This window comes from Rossellomorea sp. FS2, from assembly GCF_047915635.1.
Taxonomy (GTDB): Bacteria; Bacillota; Bacilli; order Bacillales; family Bacillaceae_B; genus Rossellomorea; species Rossellomorea marisflavi_A.
The window spans coordinates 1-20,294 of record NZ_JBLRVS010000002.1; the positions used below are offsets into that span (position 1 = coordinate 1).

Annotated in this window: 22 protein-coding genes, 1 tRNA gene, 1 other RNA gene and 1 other annotated feature; of the genes, 16 read left to right on the top strand and 8 right to left on the bottom strand. The window is 48.7% G+C overall.

Translation table 11 applies throughout. The features are described 5' to 3' along the window. Window positions 1-1,156: 1,156 nt before the first annotated feature. Complete coding sequence (locus tag ACNA6I_RS09810; protein ID WP_048007499.1) at window positions 1,157-1,639, top strand: glutathione peroxidase; 483 nt, start codon at window positions 1,157-1,159, stop codon at window positions 1,637-1,639. A gap of 17 nt (window positions 1,640-1,656) precedes the next feature. Here ACNA6I_RS09810 and ACNA6I_RS09815 read toward each other — a convergent pair whose 3' ends face one another. Then, window positions 1,657-2,595, bottom strand: coding sequence for a YaaC family protein (locus ACNA6I_RS09815; protein ID WP_416313231.1), 939 nt, complete (start codon window positions 2,593-2,595; stop codon window positions 1,657-1,659). 111 nt (window positions 2,596-2,706) lie between these two features. Here ACNA6I_RS09815 and guaB point away from each other — a divergent pair, with 111 nt between their 5' ends. The 6 genes from guaB to ACNA6I_RS09845 all read left to right on the top strand — a co-directional run bounded on the left by guaB (window position 2,707) and on the right by ACNA6I_RS09845 (window position 9,235). Beyond that, entirely contained in the window at window positions 2,707-4,173 is a 1,467-nt protein-coding gene (gene guaB / locus ACNA6I_RS09820; protein WP_048013179.1) for an IMP dehydrogenase, read from the top strand. 248 nt (window positions 4,174-4,421) lie between these two features. Then, window positions 4,422-5,732: a D-alanyl-D-alanine carboxypeptidase family protein gene (locus tag ACNA6I_RS09825; RefSeq protein WP_197082255.1), complete on the top strand. Its 1,311-nt coding sequence runs from the start codon at window positions 4,422-4,424 to the stop codon at window positions 5,730-5,732. Between the two features lie 219 nt (window positions 5,733-5,951). After that, on the top strand, window positions 5,952-6,833 hold the full coding sequence (gene pdxS, locus ACNA6I_RS09830; protein ID WP_048007483.1) for a pyridoxal 5'-phosphate synthase lyase subunit PdxS: 882 nt from the start codon (window positions 5,952-5,954) through the stop codon (window positions 6,831-6,833). Between the two features lie 6 nt (window positions 6,834-6,839). Further along, window positions 6,840-7,430 carry a pyridoxal 5'-phosphate synthase glutaminase subunit PdxT gene (gene pdxT / locus ACNA6I_RS09835; RefSeq protein WP_048007484.1) on the top strand — a complete coding sequence of 197 codons (591 nt, stop codon included), beginning with the start codon at window positions 6,840-6,842 and terminating at the stop codon, window positions 7,428-7,430. Between the two features lie 53 nt (window positions 7,431-7,483). Next, window positions 7,484-7,692 (top strand) — a binding site (T-box leader). Between the two features lie 58 nt (window positions 7,693-7,750). Beyond that, window positions 7,751-9,028 carry a serine--tRNA ligase gene (gene serS / locus ACNA6I_RS09840; RefSeq protein ID WP_048007485.1) on the top strand — a complete coding sequence of 426 codons (1,278 nt, stop codon included), beginning with the start codon at window positions 7,751-7,753 and terminating at the stop codon, window positions 9,026-9,028. Between the two features lie 114 nt (window positions 9,029-9,142). Then, a tRNA-Ser gene (locus ACNA6I_RS09845) sits at window positions 9,143-9,235 on the top strand. 87 nt (window positions 9,236-9,322) lie between these two features. Here the strand turns inward: ACNA6I_RS09845 and ACNA6I_RS09850 are convergent. Further along, window positions 9,323-9,682, bottom strand: a complete 360-nt coding sequence (locus ACNA6I_RS09850; RefSeq protein WP_048007486.1) for a hypothetical protein — start codon at window positions 9,680-9,682, stop codon at window positions 9,323-9,325. 134 nt (window positions 9,683-9,816) lie between these two features. On the opposite strand from ACNA6I_RS09850, the gene ACNA6I_RS09855 reads away from it, so the two are divergent. Beyond that, a complete protein-coding gene (locus tag ACNA6I_RS09855) occupies window positions 9,817-10,314 on the top strand; it encodes a DUF1648 domain-containing protein (protein ID WP_048007487.1) in 498 nt (165 codons plus the stop codon). A gap of 29 nt (window positions 10,315-10,343) precedes the next feature. Here the strand turns inward: ACNA6I_RS09855 and ACNA6I_RS09860 are convergent, their stop codons facing one another. The 5 genes from ACNA6I_RS09860 to ACNA6I_RS09880 form a co-directional block, all read right to left on the bottom strand. Continuing rightward, entirely contained in the window at window positions 10,344-10,814 is a 471-nt protein-coding gene (locus ACNA6I_RS09860; RefSeq protein ID WP_416313232.1) for a DinB family protein, read from the bottom strand. 119 nt (window positions 10,815-10,933) lie between these two features. Further along, window positions 10,934-11,602: a deoxynucleoside kinase gene (locus tag ACNA6I_RS09865; protein WP_048007489.1), complete on the bottom strand. Its 669-nt coding sequence runs from the start codon at window positions 11,600-11,602 to the stop codon at window positions 10,934-10,936. Next, window positions 11,586-12,242, bottom strand: a complete 657-nt coding sequence (locus ACNA6I_RS09870; RefSeq protein WP_048016328.1) for a deoxynucleoside kinase — start codon at window positions 12,240-12,242, stop codon at window positions 11,586-11,588. Before ACNA6I_RS09870 ends, ACNA6I_RS09865 begins: the two co-directional genes overlap by 17 nt. A 134-nt stretch (window positions 12,243-12,376) precedes the next feature. Further along, complete coding sequence (locus ACNA6I_RS09875) at window positions 12,377-13,660, bottom strand: glycosyl hydrolase family 18 protein (protein WP_416313233.1); 1,284 nt, start codon at window positions 13,658-13,660, stop codon at window positions 12,377-12,379. Window positions 13,661-13,717: 57 nt separating this feature from the next. Continuing rightward, a complete protein-coding gene (locus ACNA6I_RS09880; RefSeq protein ID WP_416313234.1) occupies window positions 13,718-14,266 on the bottom strand; it encodes a cysteine hydrolase family protein in 549 nt (182 codons plus the stop codon). 129 nt (window positions 14,267-14,395) lie between these two features. On the opposite strand from ACNA6I_RS09880, the gene tadA reads away from it, so the two are divergent. The 7 genes from tadA to ACNA6I_RS09915 all read left to right on the top strand — a co-directional run bounded on the left by tadA (window position 14,396) and on the right by ACNA6I_RS09915 (window position 18,592). Continuing rightward, entirely contained in the window at window positions 14,396-14,875 is a 480-nt protein-coding gene (gene tadA, locus ACNA6I_RS09885) for a tRNA adenosine(34) deaminase TadA (RefSeq protein ID WP_048007492.1), read from the top strand. 97 nt (window positions 14,876-14,972) lie between these two features. After that, window positions 14,973-15,237: signal recognition particle sRNA large type (ffs, locus tag ACNA6I_RS09890), an RNA gene on the top strand. A gap of 152 nt (window positions 15,238-15,389) precedes the next feature. Further along, a complete protein-coding gene (dnaX, locus tag ACNA6I_RS09895; protein WP_048007493.1) occupies window positions 15,390-17,075 on the top strand; it encodes a DNA polymerase III subunit gamma/tau in 1,686 nt (561 codons plus the stop codon). 32 nt (window positions 17,076-17,107) lie between these two features. Continuing rightward, window positions 17,108-17,428 carry a YbaB/EbfC family nucleoid-associated protein gene (locus ACNA6I_RS09900; protein ID WP_048013172.1) on the top strand — a complete coding sequence of 107 codons (321 nt, stop codon included), beginning with the start codon at window positions 17,108-17,110 and terminating at the stop codon, window positions 17,426-17,428. A gap of 11 nt (window positions 17,429-17,439) precedes the next feature. Beyond that, on the top strand, window positions 17,440-18,036 hold the full coding sequence (gene recR / locus ACNA6I_RS09905; RefSeq protein WP_048013171.1) for a recombination mediator RecR: 597 nt from the start codon (window positions 17,440-17,442) through the stop codon (window positions 18,034-18,036). 15 nt (window positions 18,037-18,051) lie between these two features. Continuing rightward, complete coding sequence (locus tag ACNA6I_RS09910; RefSeq protein WP_048007496.1) at window positions 18,052-18,270, top strand: YaaL family protein; 219 nt, start codon at window positions 18,052-18,054, stop codon at window positions 18,268-18,270. Between the two features lie 58 nt (window positions 18,271-18,328). Continuing rightward, window positions 18,329-18,592 carry a pro-sigmaK processing inhibitor BofA family protein gene (locus ACNA6I_RS09915; RefSeq protein ID WP_048007497.1) on the top strand — a complete coding sequence of 88 codons (264 nt, stop codon included), beginning with the start codon at window positions 18,329-18,331 and terminating at the stop codon, window positions 18,590-18,592. A 40-nt stretch (window positions 18,593-18,632) separates the two neighbouring features. On the opposite strand, the gene ACNA6I_RS09920 is transcribed toward ACNA6I_RS09915, so the two are convergent. Further along, window positions 18,633-19,118 (bottom strand): PaaI family thioesterase, encoded by a 486-nt coding sequence (locus tag ACNA6I_RS09920; protein ID WP_048016330.1) that lies wholly within the window; start codon window positions 19,116-19,118, stop codon window positions 18,633-18,635. A 145-nt stretch (window positions 19,119-19,263) separates the two neighbouring features. Between ACNA6I_RS09920 and ACNA6I_RS09925 the strand changes: the two genes are divergently transcribed. Then, window positions 19,264-20,076 carry a hypothetical protein gene (locus tag ACNA6I_RS09925; protein WP_048013170.1) on the top strand — a complete coding sequence of 271 codons (813 nt, stop codon included), beginning with the start codon at window positions 19,264-19,266 and terminating at the stop codon, window positions 20,074-20,076. Window positions 20,077-20,294 lie beyond the last annotated feature (218 nt).

Below are 20,294 nucleotides of genomic sequence, written 5' to 3' on the forward strand. Positions count from 1 at the left end.
CCAGATAAAGTATTCACTTATGTCCCTGACACTATTCGACATTCCCCGCAACATCTTTTTCCCATTTTGAGCACTTAAGGACCCATCGTTCCCCTTCAGGCACGAAAATACCTGCGAAATTCAACCATCTACTTGCGACATTTTTGATTTTATTTGTGAAAATCGACTTTTTAATTGCGAAACGGATCACTGGCCATTTCTCTATTTGTGATCCCTTTCCTTTATTTGCGAACGGCTTTATATACAAGTGAACTTTCAATCATATTTTCAAATTCGTAATGAGTGAAAATATCTCTCCTTAATTTCCACATACATCCAGAACTTGACGCTTTGTCTGTGTACAACCCCAACGGTTTCTGCTAAACAGAAGAGTAATTTCTCATACTCCTGCCATACACAAAACCCAGTAGAGTCATCGGCCCGAAAAAACCAATAGCCCAGCCACCCACCTACAAAAAAAACTTCGTAACATCCAAAAAAAACCACAACTTGACGTTCTGTCTCTGTACACCTCATAAGAAATAAGCTAATGATCCATATAAATTTATTTAGTTATCCTTCCAAAAACCTCCAGAACTTGACGTTTTGTCTGTGTACAACCCCAATGGAATCTGCTAAACAGACGAGGGCCTTCTTATAACCTTTCAATACACAAAACCCAGTAGAGTCATCGGCCCGAAAAAACCAATAGCCCAGCCACCTACCTACAAAAAAAACCTTCGTAACATCCAAAAAAACCCACAACTTGACGTTCTGTCTCTGTACACCTGATAAGAAGTGTGCTACTAACCCATTCAAAATAAATTAGCGCCTACTTCCAAAAACCTCCAGAACTTGACGCTTTGTCTGTGTACAAACTCAATGGAATCTGATAAATAAACGAGCGCCTTCTCATACCCCTGCAATACACAAAACCAAGTAGAGTCATCTGCCCGAAAAAACCAATAGCCCAGCCACCAACCTACCTACAAAAAAACCTTCGTAACATCCAAAAAAAACCCACAACTTGGCGCTTTGTCTCTGTACAACCCCAACGGGACCTGTTAAAAGAGCAGAACCTTGTCCCAACACTACTTCACACATCTCCAAAATTGCCTTCCGCCCCCTCAATGAGTATGATTAAATTACGTAAATGTGAAAAAGGAGAGATAGTATGATTTCTTCACTATATGATTTGACGGTAAAAAAATCAGATGGTTCGGATGTGGCCCTTGAAGAGTATGAAGGCAAGGTGATGCTGATCGTGAATACGGCGAGTAAGTGCGGATTCACGCCTCAATTCAAGGAGCTGCAGGGTCTGTACGAAGAGTATAAGGAGCAGGGGCTTGTTGTCCTTGGCTTCCCATGTGATCAGTTCATGAATCAGGAGTTTGATAATCAGGATGAGATTCTGGAGTTCTGTCAGGTGAACTATGGGGTATCGTTCCCGATGTTTGCGAAGGTGGATGTGAAGGGGAAGGATGCCCATCCACTATTCAAGTATTTGACGAAGGAAAAGAAGGGCCTTCTTCTTTCCGATATCAAGTGGAATTTCACGAAGTTCCTCATTTCCAAAGACGGGGAAGTGTACGATCGCTATTCGCCTCAGACCAATCCGCGTAAAATCGAAGATGATATTGTGAAATTGCTTCAGCAATAGGTGCAGGCAGGAGAGGGTCATTCCATCTCCTGCTTCATTTTGTTTTCAAGTAGTTCCCCTAATAGGGAAGGGCCTTTTTCAGTGGTTAGGGTGATGAAGGCGAGGATAAACGGGTAGTCTTCGGTCGTCCGGTTTTTTAAGAGTTCCATCCACCACTCGGTTTCATAGCGGGCAATCATGCTGAGATTGTACAAGATGGCATAGTGTATCAGAACCTCAGGCAGTGAGCTGGCTTCATTCCTGATCGCAGGCAAGGCGAGCTTCCGTTCCTGACGGTCCCACCTGAACGGAAGGGCTTCATTCCTCAGGGTAGTGGAAAGGGTGTCCTGCCCTTCCCAGTGGATTCCTTCCGGTAAGGATGCGTGGTGCTGACGGAAAGCATTGGGTGTCCAGTGGAAATGGCTAAGCATGCAATCATCGATTGCAAGCCTTCCTTCGGAAAAAGGGAACATGGTCGTCTTCTTCGTGAGGATCTTAAAGGAATCGGCCATTTCCGGGATCTGGTCCAGGAGGTCTTCCATCTTATATTTTTCCCCTTCCAGATGCTTGAGATCGAAGTGGAGGGATGAAAAATGATTGAAGAGTCCGTTCTTCTGGATCTTCACTTCATCGTGCAGGAATCGGTACTGCTGTTTCTTCCTTTTCCGGGACGTGATCCCGTGGGCGAGGACCGTAGTGGTCTCCGGGTAGTTCGGATCCGTCGTGAGCACGACCGCCTTGATGAAATGGATGAAGCCGTAAAAAAGAAGGATGGGTCTGATCGACAGCGGCGAATCTTCTGCCTGTTTATAATAGATCTCCCCTTGTTCGAGATAATACATGAAGGGGTAGCAATTACCATAGCTTTTGACATCGGATCCGGGCATGGAACGATAGCATCGGCTCAGGAATTTCTGTGTGTAGGAAGCCGATTGGAAATAGTGGAGGAAGTCCCTCCAGTGCCTGATATCACGCAAATGTACAACCCCCGATTAATCTGAATAGTTAAACTAATCCTATAGTTCTTGACAGTATTTTGCCCAATTGATAACCTACTAATAATATTTTCGGATAGGGAGGCCAAAATTATGTGGGAATCTAAATTTGCTAAAGAAGGTTTAACGTTTGATGATGTGCTATTGACACCGGCTCGTTCAGAGGTGTTGCCGAAAGATGTGAACATTTCCGTTGCACTTACGGATACAGTGAAACTGAACGTCCCGATCATCAGTGCCGGTATGGATACGGTCACAGAAGCAGAGATGGCCATCGCCATGGCACGTCAAGGTGGCCTTGGTGTCATCCACAAGAACATGAGCATCGAACAGCAGGCTGAGCAAGTCGATAAGGTAAAACGCTCTGAGAGTGGAGTCATCACCGATCCGTTCTTCCTTACTCCAGACAATCAAGTCTTCGCAGCCGAACACTTGATGGGCAAATATAGAATTTCCGGTGTTCCGATCGTCAACAACGCAGAGGAACAAAAACTTGTTGGGATCCTGACCAACCGCGACCTCCGTTTCATTCAGGATTATTCGATCCTCATCTCTGATGTCATGACGAAAGAAGATCTTGTGACAGCACCTGTAGGCACGACGCTGGAAGAAGCCGAAAAAATCCTTCAGCAGCATAAGATTGAAAAGCTCCCACTCATCGATGGAGAAGGTACGTTGAAAGGCCTTATCACCATCAAGGATATCGAGAAGGTCATCGAATTCCCGAACTCTGCCAAAGACCAACAAGGACGCCTTCTCGTTGGGGCGGCAGTAGGAATTTCAAAGGACACCATGGTACGCGTCGAGCATCTGGTTAAAGCCGGAGTCGATATCATCGTCATCGATACAGCTCACGGTCACTCTGCAGGCGTCCTTTCTATCGTAAGTGATATCCGAAATGCTTATCCGACATTGAATATCGTAGCCGGTAACGTGGCTACAGCTGAAGGAACAAGAGATTTGATCGAAGCCGGAGCCGATGTGGTGAAGGTGGGAATCGGACCAGGCTCCATCTGTACGACCCGTGTCGTAGCCGGTGTCGGTGTTCCCCAGATCACAGCCATTTATGACTGTGCGACGGAAGCACGCAAGCACGGTAAAGCCATCATTGCAGACGGCGGAATCAAGTACTCAGGAGACGTTGTCAAAGCATTGGCATCCGGTGGACATGCCGTCATGCTCGGAAGCCTCCTTGCAGGTACGACAGAAAGCCCTGGGGAAACTGAAATCTTCCAAGGCCGTCGCTTCAAAGTATACAGAGGGATGGGTTCTGTCAGCTCCATGGAAAAAGGGTCTAAAGATCGTTACTTCCAGGAAGAAGCAAAGAAATTCGTTCCAGAAGGCATCGAAGGCCGTCTCCCTTACAAAGGCCCTCTTGCCGACACATTGTATCAATTGATCGGTGGTCTCCGTTCAGGAATGGGCTACTGCGGCACGAAGGATCTCCATGATCTACGCGAGCATGCACAGTTCACGCGCATGACTGGCGCGGGCCTACGCGAGAGCCATCCGCATGACGTTCAGATCACGAAAGAAGCACCTAACTATTCTTTATCTTAATATAATTTTTCTCGCCGGCCGTACCGGCAGAATCCGCACTATAATGAAAAGCTGGCTATCTTAGCCAGCTTTTTTTATTATTGGAAATAATATGTATCCAAGGGCTTGCATCCCCTGACCTAACTGAAAACTAGTAATATTCTCTATCTATTCTAACCATTTGAACTATGTTAAAATAACGAAGGTGTACATAAAATCTTGGAGGGCTAATAGTGAAAAGAAGTTGGATTCAAAAATCTGTTGTTTGTATGATGGTATTAATGTTGGCGATGGGCCTTGTCCAAAAGCCTGCCAGTGCAGCCCAGGACGATCTGGATGTTAAAGCGAAGGCGGCAATCCTGGTAGAAGCGAGTACGGGCAAAATTCTCTATGAAAAGAACGCAGACAATGCACAAGGCATTGCAAGTATGACAAAAATGATGACAGAATATCTGTTGCTAGAAGCTATTCAAGACGGAAAAGTAAAATGGGATCAAACATACGAAGTGCCAATGAACATTTCTAAAATGTCCCATAATACGGGGCTTAGCAATGTTTCCCTCGAAGTGGGCAGAAGCTACACGGTGAAAGAACTCTATGAAGCCATGGCGATTTATTCAGCCAATGCGGCTACCATGGGGATCGCGGAAACCATTGCAGGATCAGAAGCGAAATTTGTCGAAATGATGAATGCAAAAGCCAAAGAATTGGGCTTGGAACATTATAAATTTGTAAACTCTACAGGTCTCAATAATGCGGACCTATCTCAATATTTTGATTCAATTGTCGGAGAGCCAGATGAAGAAAATGTCATGTCGGCAAAAGATATGGCCACTCTTGCCTATCGTCTCCTGAAGGATCATCCTGAAATACTTGAAACATCAAGTATTCCAAAGAAAGTGTTCGATAAGGGCGGAGATCCTACGAATATGTCTAACTGGAACTGGATGCTTCCGGGACTTATTCGTGAATACGAAGGAATGGACGGGCTAAAGACCGGTACAACGGATTTCGCAGGAGCCAACTTCACAGGAACGGCTGAGCGCGACGGCATCCGATTCATCTCGGTTGTGATGGACGTCAATGTTCCTTCAGGTGAAAATTCCTATGACGCACGCTTCAACGAAACACGTAAACTGCTCGATTACGCCTTCAACAACTATACATTGGAAGAAGTCTACCCTGCCAATTATGAAATTAAGGGCCACAAGACGATGCCAGTAGTAAAAGGAAAAGAGAAGGACGTTAAGATCCACACGAAAGACCCGCTTCAAATGGTACTGAAGAGCGATGCGGATAAGAAATTCAATCCTCAGTTTGAAGTGGATAAGAAAAAATTGAATGAAGACGGTAAACTGCAAGCCCCTGTTAAAAAAGGAGAAACCATCGGCTATGTCACAGTGAAATCTGATGACGGTCTCGGGTATCTCACAGACAAGGGCGGCAGTTCAAAAGCAGCTGTTGTAACGGCAGATGGCGTAGAAAAAGCAAACTGGTTCATCCTCTCCATGAGAGCAGTTGGCGGCTTCTTCAGCGACATCTGGGGCTCCGTGACTTCTACGGTCAAGGGCTGGTTCTGATTCTTGCTAGGAAAAACATCAGGTTTTACGGAAGCCTGGTGTTTTTTTTATAAATATTGGCAGGGTGACCTTGGGCCGATATGCCCGCAGGCAACCTTGACAGAAGTGTGAATTTATTGTTTATTAAGCAGTAGAGCAACAATATTCAATCCGATGGGTATAGTCCGATTTCTTCATTTCATGCGGGACATCCCTGGAAAACACAAGGGGGCTACATACATGAGAACTGGTACAGATCGAGTTAAGCGAGGAATGGCAGAAATGCAAAAAGGCGGCGTCATCATGGACGTTGTCAATGCAGAACAAGCGAAGATTGCAGAAGAGGCCGGAGCCGTTGCCGTCATGGCATTGGAGCGAGTGCCTGCAGATATCCGTGCAGCCGGCGGAGTTGCCCGTATGGCTGACCCGCGCATCGTGGAAGAAGTCATGGGGGCTGTTTCGATCCCGGTCATGGCAAAAGCGCGTATCGGTCACATCGTAGAAGCGAAAGTATTGGAATCAATGGGCGTCGATTACATCGATGAGAGTGAAGTACTGACACCGGCTGATGAAGAATACCATTTGAATAAGCGTGATTACACGGTTCCATTCGTATGTGGTTGCCGTGATCTTGGAGAAGCAGCACGACGCATCGGCGAAGGAGCATCCATGCTTCGTACAAAGGGCGAGCCGGGAACGGGGAACATCGTCGAAGCCGTCCGCCATATCCGTAAAGTGAATGCGCAGGTACGCAAGCTTGTCTCCATGAATGAAGATGAAATCATGACGGAAGCTAAACTCCTTGGCGCACCGTTCGAACTACTGCTTGAGATCAAAGAAAACGGCCGTCTTCCAGTGGTGAACTTCGCAGCAGGCGGTGTGGCGACTCCAGCCGATGCAGCCCTTATGATGGAACTTGGAGCAGACGGAGTATTCGTTGGTTCAGGTATCTTCAAGTCCGAGAACCCTGAGAAATTCGCCAAAGCAATCGTGGAAGCGACGACTCACTACCAGGACTACAAGCTGATCGCCGATCTTTCGAAAGAGCTTGGAGTTGCCATGAAAGGCGTCGAAATTGCATCGATCCTTCCAGAAAACCGCATGCAGGACCGCGGGTGGTAATCAGCCATGACGAAGATAGGTGTACTCGGCCTTCAGGGGGCAGTAAGGGAACACATCCGGTCGATTGAAGCATCGGGTGCTGAGGCCCTGGTCATCAAAAGAGTAGAGCAGCTTGGGGAAGTGGACGGGCTCATCATGCCTGGAGGAGAAAGTACGACGATGAGGAGACTCATCGACCGCTACGGCTTCATGGAGCCGTTAAGGGAATTTGCTTCTGCCGGGAAGCCGATGTTCGGAACGTGTGCGGGCCTGATCCTGCTGGCGAAGCAGCTTGTGGGATACGATGAGCCCCATCTTGGCGTCATGGATGTCACGGTGGAGCGAAATTCCTTCGGCCGGCAGAAGGAAAGCTTCGAAGCTGACCTGACGATCACCCATGTGGGGGGAGCGTTCAATGCGGTCTTCATCAGGGCACCCCATATCGTCGAGGCTGGGAAAGAAGTGGAGATCCTGGCAGAGCATGATGGGCGGATCGTCCTTGCCCGCCACGGCCAGTTCCTGGGATGTTCATTCCACCCGGAACTGACCGATGACCATCGTCTCACACAGTATTTCGTGAAGATGGTAGAAGAAAGTCTTGAAAAGTCATTGGCATAATCCACTTGCAAATCGGAAATCATTGTAGTAGATTATGTTATAACCAATACACAATTAAATCGATGACAGGAGCTAGTAGTAAGGGAAGCTTGATCAAGAGAGTCGGTGGCTGGTGCGAACCGATACAAGGCCTTTATGAATCCATCCTCGAGTGAAGTACTGAATGAAGTAAGTATTTTCGGTGATTCCGTTACCATCTCTAAGAGGAAGGCAGTCATCTGTCTTCAATTAGGGTGGCAACGCGGAAACCTCCGTCCCTTTTACCAGGGATGGGGGTTTTTTATCGTTTTTGGGAGTGTCATTTTAAAGGAGGAAGAGCTATGTTGGACATTAAGTACTTGAGAAACAATCTGGAAGATGTAAAAGCGCGTCTTCAACACAGGGGAGAAGACCTAGAAGACTTCGGTAAATTCGAAGAGCTTGATAAGCGCAGAAGGGAACTCCTTGTTGAAACCGAAGACCTGAAGAGCAAGAGGAACGACGTTTCCCAACAAATCGCGAAATTGAAAAAAGAAAAGCAGGATGCACAGGACCTCATCGTGGAAATGCGTGAAGTCGGTGCACAGGTCAAGACGCTCGATGATGAATTAAGAGGTGTGGAGGAAGAGCTTGACCGCATCCTTATGGCGATCCCGAATATCCCTCATGAGTCTGTGCCGGTGGGAGAAACGGAAGATGACAACGTAGAAGCACGAAAATGGGGAGAGATCAGAGAGTTCGATTTTGAAGCGAAGCCTCACTGGGATGTCGCAACTGGGCTTGATATCCTTGACTTTGAACGGGCTGCCAAAGTAACCGGAAGCCGCTTTGTTTTCTACAAGGGTATGGGTGCGCGTCTCGAACGTGCGTTGATCAACTTCATGATGGACCTTCACATGGATGAGCATGGCTACACGGAAATGCTTCCGCCATACCTCGTGAACCGTGCCAGCATGACGGGTACCGGTCAGCTTCCTAAATTCGAAGAGGATGCATTCCGCATCGAAAGTGAAGATTACTTCCTCGTACCGACGGCTGAGGTTCCCGTGACGAACTACCACCGTGATGAAATCATCAAAGGGGACGATCTTCCACTGAGCTATGTGGCATACAGCGCCAACTTCCGTTCTGAAGCAGGTTCTGCCGGACGCGACACGCGCGGGCTGATCCGCCAGCATCAGTTCAACAAAGTCGAGCTGGTCCGTTTCGTCAAACCGGAGGATTCTTATGATGAGCTCGAGAAACTGACAGGTCATGCAGAGAAGGTGCTTCAGCTCCTCGGTCTTCCTTACCGCGTGCTCTCTATGTGTACAGCGGATCTGGGCTTCACGGCAGCGAAGAAATACGATCTTGAAGTATGGATCCCAAGCTACGGCACGTACCGTGAAATCTCTTCTTGCAGTAACTTTGAAGGATTCCAGGCACGCCGTGCAAACATCCGCTTCAGAAGGGAAACGAATGCGAAGCCTGAACATCTTCACACGCTGAACGGTTCTGGACTTGCCATCGGACGTACCGTGGCGGCGATCCTTGAGAACTATCAGCAGGAAGATGGTACGGTCATCGTTCCTGAAGTGCTTCGTCCATATATGGGCGGCCTAGAAGTCATCAAAGGATAAGGGCAAAAAGGTGCTGCGGCTGCGGAATAAGCAGCTGCAGCACCTTTTTATAAAAAAATGAAAGTTCTTATTGACTCGGGAATTCAGGCATGGTATTATAATTCTTGTCGATACGGAGGAATACCCAAGTCCGGCTGAAGGGATCGGTCTTGAAAACCGACAGGGGTGTCAAAGCCCGCGGGGGTTCGAATCCCCCTTCCTCCTCCATTGATTTTAATATTAACCGATGCGCATAAACATTGGAGATAGAGACTGTTACTTCTTATGAAGTAGCAGTCTTTTTTTTACACTCACTTACTTAAGGTTTTCAATATCCTCCCGTAGGTTCGGGTTATGCTTGCTCTCGAGGATTCCGTTCTCTACGATATGACGCTTTGCTTCCTCGTCTCCAAGCTCGAAGATCTTCCCGTAAATCTGCCTCATGGACTCGTCATAGCGGTCGTCCTCGGGGGAATTATGATACTGACGGAACGGTACCTGTGCACGCCTCATTGTACTCATTGCGTCTGCGTCGTTCTGCTCGAACATGAGCTTGAGCTCTTCCACCTGCTCTGGTGTGGCAAAGATCCTGAAGCTCGGGCTGTGGTTCTGTTCCGCTTCAGGCGTCACGTCCCCGCTATTGATATCAACATAATACGTCATTTTTTCTTCCATCTTCATCCTCCTTTAATCTAATATCCTTTAGTCTTGTATACCTCCGTACTGTTATCCGTAAACGATTTCTTTTCCATTATTTGAAACCTCGAGAACGTAAAATCGTAAGAAATAGTAAGAAAGGCGGGGTGTGCATGGCTGGAAATCGACCGAAACTTTCAATACTGAAGACAACCAGGGAGAAACTTTGGGATCTGGTGGGTGCCGGCAGTTATGCGGGGATGATCGGTTTGCTCGTCATGACCTGGACGTCGCTTCCTGACCGGGTACCGGCCCACTATAATCTGACGGAAATCACACGTTGGGGATCAAAGTATGAGCTGCTCATCCTCCCGGCGATCGGACTCATGCTGGGATTATCCTTTCACGTGTTGGAGAAGTTCCCGGAGGTTCATAATTACCCGGAAAGGCTGAATGAATCCAATGCAAGGGCATTTTACCTGAATAGCCGGCAGATGCTGAATGTGATGAAGAATACTTTTGTGCTGGTTTTTGCACTGTTGGCATTTGAGACGGTTGCGATTGCCATGGGCTGGGTAAAGGGGATGTTCGAATGGTTCCTGCCCGTCGTATTGATCGGGATGATGGCCCCGATTGTGGAAGCCATACTGAAGCGGAGGAAGATCACATGAAAAAAGCCGGTCATATGACCGGCTTCAGATTATCCGTTGACAATGGTGCGTTCTGCCAACAGCTTGATGGCGTGCATCTGTCCGAGATGCTGACTTTCATGGCTGAGGGAGAGGTGGGCAAGTTCGCCGAATGTCTTGAGACCGTGGAACGGCTGTTCAAGGGGCTGTGCGAGATGCTCGTCGGATAGTTCATTGATGCGCACGAGCTGGTCTTGGAGCTGAGAAGAAAGTTCTTCGACTGAAGGGACATCACCGCTCCAGTCTGCCGGCTTCGAGCCGTAGCCGAATAATTCGGCATAGCGTGCAGGAAGGACGTTTCCTAGGCTGTCAAAACCGAACATGAACTGTTCAGTGACAGTAAGGACATGTCCGATATGCCAGTGGATCGTATTGTTCAATCCTTCCGGCTGCACGTCGATGACGTCTGCCTTCAGGTCTTTGATTTCATTGAGGAGCTGGGCTCTTGTCAGCTGGAACTGATTGTATAGGGATTGATTCATGATGATTTCTCCTTTCGTTTACCGTGTCTACTGTATCAGAAAATCCTTATGATCAGTAACTGATATGCTTTGAACAACAAAACCGCCTGGAAAGCTCCAGGCGGTTTTAGTATGCCATCTCAGTTCTTCAACATCCGTGTCTGTTCGATGAAGTAGGCGATGCGTTCGATGATCGGTTCAATGGAACCGGCATCCTTCACAAGATCATATTCCCTGATGTCAAGGCGCAGGACCGGACAGGCGTTGAAGTTGTTGATCCAGTTTTCATAGCGTTCGTGCATCTCTTCCCAGTATTCGACCGGCGTTTCCTGCTCCATCGGACGACCGCGCTCTCGGATCCGGTCGATGATATGACCGAGGGATCCCTCCAGGTAGATGAGAAGATCAGGATGCGGGAAGTAAGGCGTCATGACCATGGCGTCGAAGAGACTTGTGTACGTTTCATAGTCGGTATCGCTCATCGTGCCTTTTTCATGATGCATTTTCGCGAAAATGCCCGTATCTTCATAGATGGAGCGGTCCTGGATGAAGCCGCCCCCGTATTCGAAGATCCTCTTTTGCTCCTTGAAGCGTTCGGCAAGGAAGTACACTTGAAGGTGGAAGCTCCAGCTCTTGAAATCTTTATAGAACTTGTCCAGATAAGGATTCGTGTCGACTTTTTCAAATGACGTCCTGAACCCCAATGCTTCCGCCAGTCCGTTGGTCATCGTGGATTTTCCGACCCCGACGGTTCCTGCGATTGTGATGACGGCATTGTTCGGTATGCCATATTTAGTTCGAAGATTCATGGTGGTGGACTCCTTCTTTAAGTGTCGTCTCAAGCTGCTTCAGGATAAGCTCCAAGTCATCCTGCCGCTGGACGAAATCGATCTCATCGCCGTTAAAGCGAAGGACAGGGATATCGGGATGCTTTTCCTCGAATGCTTCCATATATTCATCATAATCCAGTGACAGCTGTTTCAAGTAGAGCGGGCTGATCTTCTTCTCGAAGTCCCGTCCGCGTTTCTCGATCCTGCTGAGTAGTGTATCGAGACCGGCGTTCAAGTAAATGATCACATTCGGTCTCGGCATATCTGCCGTCAGGATGTCATAGATCTTTAAGTATTTATCAAATTGCTGCGCGTCCTTCAATGTACGCTTCGCAAACACAATATTCTTCAGGATATGGTAATCGGCCACAACGGATTTCTCCTGTGACAGGTAATGCTTTTCGATATCTTCAAGCTGTTTATATCGATTGCATAAGAAAAACATCTCCGTTTGAAAGCTCCACTCCTCGATATCATCATAAAACTTGTCCAGGAATGGATTTTCGTCGACGATCTCCCGGAGCAGATGGAATTGAAAATGCTCGGATATCGCCTTGGCAAGAGAGGTCTTTCCTACACCAATCGGACCTTCGACGGTTATGAACGGAATCGGCCCCATTACGTGTGTCCTCCTCAAAATATGACGGTATTTTTCGACAGGATTTATTGTATCATAATCGCCTGAAGGTGTGTTCAGCTTATTTTGCATAAACTTTTCCAGAAAAAAAGCGAGTGCCCCCTGGGCACCCGTCCTTATCGCTTGGTGATGTCGAACCGATCGCTAAGAAGGAGCCAGTTTTGCGGGAAGGAAAGGCCCAGCTTCCAGTAGCTCATCCCCCTGAGCTTCAATTCTTTCAGCAGATCGAATTTCGCATTGATGCTCCTGGCATCTTCAAACCAGACTTCATGATCGGTGCCTTCGGATGCTTTGTATTTAAAGAAAGGGGCCTGGGCTTTTTCATCATATTGGATCCTGACGTTATTCTGTGAGGCAAGCTGAATCGCCTGCTGGGGACTGAGTGCTTTGGCTGTGGTTCCCGGCTTGAACGGAAGGGTCCAATCATATCCGTACAGGTTTTGCCCCATGAGGATCTTGCTGGAAGGCATTTCCGAAACAGCATATTCAAGTACATCCCTCACCGGGCCGATGGGGGATACCGCCATGGCCGGACCGCCGCTGTAGCCCCACTCATACGTCATGATGACGACGAAATCAACGATTTCCCCCTGGGTTTTGTAATCGTGGGCTTCATACCATTTCCCTTTCTGGTCGGCACTCGTCTTCGGGGCGAGTGCCGTGGAGAGAAGCCAGCCTTCTTGATTGAAACGCGCCTTTGCTTTTCTGAGGAACTGGTTATAGGCATCCCGGTCCTGAGGACGAAGGTATTCAAAGTCGAAATGGATATCCCGGAATCCATATTTCTTGGCGGTCTTGACGACGTTATCCAGGAAGGTATTCTGGATGGCCTGGTCATTCAGGAGGATTCGCCCGAGCTCATCACTGAAGGCACCTTCTTCCTGGTTGGTTATGGCCATCATCATGACGTTGTTATTATTCTTGCCGGTCTGGATCAGATTCCCGAGGGGAGGCTCCTTCAGCGTACCGTCCCTTTGGGCCTGGAAGCTGAAAGGAGCAAGATAGGTCAGGTAAGGGGCAGCCTCCTTTGCACTTTCCTCAAGATTCGGTGCGACTTCTTTACCGTAGGGCTCTACATACGCATTGAATTCTCCCTTGGTCTTGGGACGGGGTGGGATATAGAGACGATACCCGACCTGTAGCTGTTGATTCGGGGTGATGCCGTTCGCTTTGGCAATCTCCTGATAGGGAATGCCGGTTTTCTGAGAGACCAGCCATAAGCTGTCCCCGGGTTGTATATAATAGAAACTCCCGATGATCGGGATGACCAGAGCCTGACCGACGACAAGATTATTCGGATTCGGCAGCTCATTGGCCTCCACGATATCTTTAACGGTTGTACCGTAAGCCTGGGCGATGCCAGACAGGGATTGATTCGGCTGTACGACATGGATCTGCATGCTTTCCCCTCCCATTTATATATCCGCTATAGGGATTCTATGAGGGGAGGGAGGAAGTTATGATGAGCCAAGGAGATTTTCTGTAGGGGCAACGGTGGCTTTCAGGACGTTCTCCATCATCGTGAGGGCATAGCGATTATCTTCTTCGCTCACCGAGGCGATGGCATCAGATGGGACGATCAGCTTGAATTCCCTCATATAGGCATCATTTGCTGTGAACAGGACACAGATGTTGCCTGCAATGCCGGTAAGGATCAGCGTTTTGACCGAAAGCTGATGGAGCAGTGTATTCAGGGCGGTCCCGTAGAAGGCGGAATGCTTCGGTTTAATGAGGAAATAATCATCGTCCCCCGGTTTCAGGGGCGTCATGATGGCATCGCTTCTCTCGTTATGGCATGTTTGATAGATCTTTCGGTAATCGGCCTTCCACAGCTTATAGTGGTCATTGATGTAGATGACCGGGACCCCCCGATCCCTGCAGTGAGTACGGATCTTCAATAGAGGGGGTACGATGGTCCGCGTATGGGCGGCAAGGGTCTCGCCGTATGTGAAGTCGAAGGGATTCAGTACGTCGATGATCAGGAGGGCGGTGTCATTTGTATTCATTTCATCATCACCTTTCTTCTTTAGTCTGTATGAATGGAAGGATTTTATGAGCACCGGTGGACATACCCTTTCCATACCCGCTAGATATTTAGTACAATGAAGCCATTACGTGATCAGGAGCATGCGATTATGACAAGAGACGAACGGTTTATGATAGAAGCCCTCAAAGAAGCGGAAAAAGCGGCTGCGATCCAAGAGGTGCCCATCGGTGCGGTGGTGGTCCTTGGAGACGAGATCATCGGGAGGGGCCATAATCTGCGGGAGACGACACAGAACGCCGTCACACATGCAGAAATGCTCGCCATCCAGGAAGCGTGCGAGCATATGGGGACGTGGAGGTTGGAAGGAGCGGAGCTTTATGTGACATTGGAGCCCTGTCCGATGTGTTCGGGAGCCATCATCCTCTCCAGGGTGGAAAAGGTCATCTATGGAGCGAAGGATCCGAAGGCGGGCTGTGCCGGAACCCTCATGAACCTGCTCGATGACGAACGGTTCAATCATCAATGTGTGGTGGTGCCGGGTGTGATGGAAAAGGAGTGCGGAGGAATGCTTTCTGCTTTCTTCAGGGATTTAAGGGCAAGGAAGAAAGCGGAGAAGAAATTCAAATAATTTACATCACCCATCCGTTGCTTTTTACCTTGAATGCTAGTATACTTAATCTTGCGTCGCTCTTTTGCGCCGCAACTGAATAGTGGTATCAATTTTGCCGTGCTAGGTGGGAAGGTAGCGGTGTCCTGTACTCGCAATCCGCTCTAGCGAGACTGAATTCCTTTCTGAGGCTTGCACTCTGTAGGGTCTGCCTTAAGCAAGTGGTGTCGACGTCTGGGTCCTGCGCAATGGAAATCCATGAACCATGTCAGGTCCGGAAGGAAGCAGCATTAAGTGGAAGCTTCCATGTGCCGCGGGGCTGCCTGGGCTGAGCTAACTACTTAAGTAACGCCTATGGATGCTCGTCGACGAAAGGTGCACGGCAGTTATTTACATATACAACAACTCATCCCGGAACGGATGGGTTTTTTGTTTATGAAGGCCCGGATGCTTTTTGGTCCGGGATTCCTTTGTAAAACCATTTCAAACTCGTTATAATAGACAGGATAGAATATACATAAGAGGGGGGAGTATCTTGGCATATCAAGCATTATATCGTGTGTGGCGGCCGCAATCGTTCATCGATGTCGTCGGGCAGCAGCATGTGACGAAAACGTTGCAGAATGCTCTCCTTCAACAGAAGATCTCCCATGCCTACCTCTTCTCCGGACCGCGTGGAACAGGAAAGACGAGTGCTGCCAAGATTCTGGCAAAAGCCGTCAACTGTGAACGATCTCCCGTAGCGGAGCCTTGCAATGAATGCGATGCCTGCAAAGGGATCACCGATGGATCCATCCCCGATGTGATCGAAATCGATGCCGCGTCCAATAATGGCGTGGAAGAAATCAGGGATATCCGCGACAAGGTGAAGTATTCACCGAACGTCGTCGACTATAAAGTATATATCATCGATGAAGTCCACATGCTGTCGATCGGTGCCTTCAACGCCCTGTTGAAAACGCTGGAGGAACCACCGAAGCATGTCATCTTCATCCTGGCCACCACCGAGCCCCACAAAATCCCGCTGACGATCATTTCGAGATGTCAGCGCTTCGACTTCAGAAGGATCACGGCAAAGGATATCGTGGGCAGGATGAGCCATATCGCCACGGAGTCCGGTGTCCAGTATGAAGAGAACGCCATGAACATCATCGCGCGCGCAGCGGAAGGCGGTATGCGTGATGCCCTGAGTCTCCTCGATCAGGCCATTTCCTTCAGTCAGGATCAGGTGACGGTCGATGACGCCCTCACGGTGACGGGTGCCGTCTCCCAGGATTACCTGAACCGCCTCGGCAGGGCCATCATGGAGAGGGATGTCGCGACGGCCCTCGGTGCCCTTGAGGAACTTCTTTTCCAAGGGAAGGATCCGGCCCGCTTCGCAGAAGACTTCATTCTGTACTTCCGGGATATGCTCCTTCACCAAACGGCCCCGAACCTTGAGGAATCACTCGAGCGGGTGATGCTCGACGAGGAATTCAAGGAGCTAGCCGGACAGATCGAGCCGCATCAGATCTATCAGTATATCGACGTGCTGAATCAGGCCGGGCAGGAGATGAAATTCACCAACCATGCCCGGATCTATCTGGAAGTCTCCATTGTGAAGCTCTGTCAGATGGATGCGCCCAAGGCGTCGGGATCTCCCGAAGTCGAAGAGATGATGAAGAAGATCGGCAAGTTGGAAAGAGAACTGGAACAGCTTAAGCAAAACGGTGTTGCGATCCAAGGGGAAGCAAGTGCCCCTCAAGCGGCCAAGAAACCGGTCAGGGCCAAAAAAGGGTTCCGTGTTCCTGCAGGACAGATCCAGGAAGTGCTGAAGTCAGCCACCAAAGAAGACCTGAACAAGATCAAGAGCCGGTGGGGGGATATGGTCGAAACCCTCAATCAGCGTCAGATGCGCTCTCAGTCCGCCCTTCTCAATGATGCGGAACCGGTGGCGGCAACAAGCGGCTCGTTTGTGTTAAAATTCAAGTATGATATCCACTGTCAGATGGCCATGGAGAACCATGCATTCACCTCTGCCATTTCTTCGATCCTTGAAGAATTGACCGGAAGCAGCTATGCAGCCATAGGAGTGCCGGAAGACCAGTGGACGGCCATCCGGGAAGATTTCATCCGTCACTCGAAATCAAGTGATCAGGAAGGTCCCGACAAAGAAGAAGACAGCCTGCTGACCGAAGCGGAAAAATTGGTCGGCCCCGATTTAATGGAAGTCAATGATTGAGTCATCCAAAACATTTTATGGAGGTAATGAACATGCGTGGAATGGGTAATATGCAAAATATGATGAAGCAAATGCAAAAAATGCAGAAGAAGATGGCCGAAGCACAGGAAGAACTCGGTGAAAAGCAAATCGAAGGAACAGCAGGCGGCGGTATGGTCACTGTCATCGTTTCAGGGCACAAACAGGTCCTTGACGTAAAAATCAACGAAGAAGTCGTAGATCCGGAAGATATCGATATGCTGCAAGATCTAGTTCTTGCTGCGACGAACGACGCCCTTAAAAAGGCAGAAGAATTAACGAACTCCACGATGGGTCAATTCACAAAAGGAATGAACCTGCCGGGCATGTTCTAGGAGGCTAACCGATGCACTATCCTGAGCCTATATCAAAGCTGATCGACAGCTTTATGAAATTGCCGGGGATCGGGCCGAAAACTGCGGCCCGTCTGGCTTTTTTTGTTCTTAGTATGAAGGAGGACACCGTACTCGATTTTGCGAAAGCACTCGTAAACGCGAAGCGGAACCTCAGCTACTGCTCCGTCTGCGGTCATATCACCGACCAGGATCCCTGCTATATCTGTGAGGACCAGCGGAGGGACAGGAGCATCCTATGTGTCGTGCAGGATCCGAAGGACGTCATCGCCATGGAGAAGATGAGAGAGTACAACGGCCTTTATCATGTGCTTCACGGTGCCATTTCCCCAATGGACGGGATCGGACCGGAAGACATCAATGTGCCGGACCTGATCAAACGTCTTCAAGACGATGTCATCCAGGAGGTCATCCTTGCCACGAATCCCAACATCGAAGGGGAAGCGACGGCCATGTACATCTCCAGGCTCGTCAAACCTTCAGGTATCCGCATTACCCGGATCGCACACGGACTCCCGGTCGGTGGAGATCTGGAGTATGCGGATGAAGTCACCCTATCCAAAGCCCTCGAGGGAAGAAGAGACGTCTAGAAGGAGTGGAGCCCATTGTTTTTCAGAAAGAAGGGTAAGCTGAAAAAAGAGTATGACCAATCCTTGTTGAACGTTTTGGATGAAATGAAGGATCAGTGGAATCGACAGCAGTCCATCGACGAAATGAGCGTCGACTACAGCCTTGGCGCCCAATGTCATACGAAAATTGCAGAAGCGAAATATTTTTTTCTGTTCAGGGAAGCGAAACATCGAAACATCGTCATAAAAAGGTAGACAACCTTCATATCCTTTCTATAACAGGACGAATCGTTCTTTAGAAAGGAGATAAGGTATGAGCCCTGTCATCGTCATTGCAGCCATCAGTGGATTGATCATCCTCCTGCTTGCCACGGGAGTTCCGATCAAGCCGCTGCGATTTGTGGGACAAGTCGCCATTAAAGTGATGATCGGCGCATTGTTTCTGTTTTTCTTGAATGCGTTCGGCAGTAAATACGGCATCCACGTCCCGATCAACCTTGCCACCTCTTCCATCTCAGGTATCCTTGGGATTCCAGGAGTCGTAGGGCTGACGGTCATTCAGATGTGGGTCTTATAAGAAAAGCCGCCTGCTCCGAATGGAGCAGGCGGCTTTTTGATTATCCACCGAATGACGCAGGCATGACGACGGCAATCACTTCCCCTTTGGCACAAAGCTTGCCGTCAGCGAATACTTCTGTTTCCACCCTGAATTTCTTAGGGTGGATTTCATGTACGGTCCCGACCGCCTTTAACGGAATGTCCTGAGGCGTCGGCTTCATGAAATCAACAGACAAAGAAGCCGTCACGAAACGAGGAGGAGCGGTCCCGTCCCCGATCGTCCCTCCGTTCTTCTGATGCAGGGCGATAGCAGCAGATCCCGTCCCATGGCAATCGATGAGGGAGGCGATCACCCCTCCATACACAAAACCGGGTATCGCCGTGTGTTTTCGTTCAGGCGTATACACCGTAACCGTCTTCTCTCCCTCCACACCGGTCCTGAACTTATGGCCTTCTTCATTCAGGCGCCCGCAACCGTAGCACCACGCAAAATCTTCCGCGTACTCATCCTGTATGGCATGTACTTGTTCATCCACCTCTTCCATCCCCTTTCTCCACACACATTCGAGAAAGGAAGACTGTTCCCTGCCGCCTTTAAATAGTTTAAATATTCAGTTAAATAGAAGGGGGTTTGTGATATACTGAGGAAGTCATGTTGCTCATGATACTAAATAGAAAGATGGTGATGGATTGAAAAAAAGAGAAACTGTACCGGAATACGAGGGATCAATCGAGTGCCCCGAAGATCATCAAGACATGCTGGACATGTTCAGGGTAAGCCGAGAGTTCAAGATGAAGTACCGTGGTCTCCTCTGTTACTATGGAAAAGACTTTGTCGCCTTCAAAAAAGAGAATCGGGTTTCGGCAGGTAGAAACCTCTTCCTTGAAGTCATTTCTTCGTATATGACCATCCACCTCGAAGACGAATGTCCCGCCTCCTGGGATGAGTGCCCCCTATCATTCTGGGAAGAACTCATCTTCACCTATCTCCCAAGTAAAACGAAAATCCTCCCTGAAAAGAATTTCACCCATTTATTCCTTCATGAACTCCACGATTTCCTCTCTTGGCTCGACGAACGCGACCTCACTGTTCTCTCCCCGAAGGTCCTTCCCTTCATTAAGGAATCCCTCCCGATGCTCAGCCGCTATGAATCTTTATTTGTCGACCTCTTCCTTCGAAACTATCCCAGGATGCATCAGCCCGATTGGAACTACCGCGCCGACATGGCCGTGGCCGATCAAAAGTGGAATCTCTACGCAGAACGTGCGCAGGGTCTTTTTCAAGTTCATTCTATTGAAAAGGAAGGAATCTTGTTCATCGACCTCCTGACCCGCTTTCCGTACTTCATCCGCAATGTACCTGTCCACAGGATCGATGAAGGGATGGTCATTGCCGGAGCCATTGGAAGAAGAGAGAGAGGAGTGGTATGGGACCTTGTATTCCCTGATGGATTTTTCCCTAAGAAGGGAATCAAATATATCGGTGAAGACCTTGTATACTGATTGATGTCCTTGGCGCGGGTAAGGGTAAATCCACACCTGCGCCGGGGAAATTGAAAACTTTTAAAAATAAATTGAAATTAGTGTTGACGCAATAAGGTGATAGGTGATATTATATTCCTTGTCGCCAAAACGACAACGAAAAACAACTTAAGAAAAAGCTTGACTCACTGACTGATATCATGGTATATTTAAGAGGTGCTCAAGAGAGCTTAAGTAGT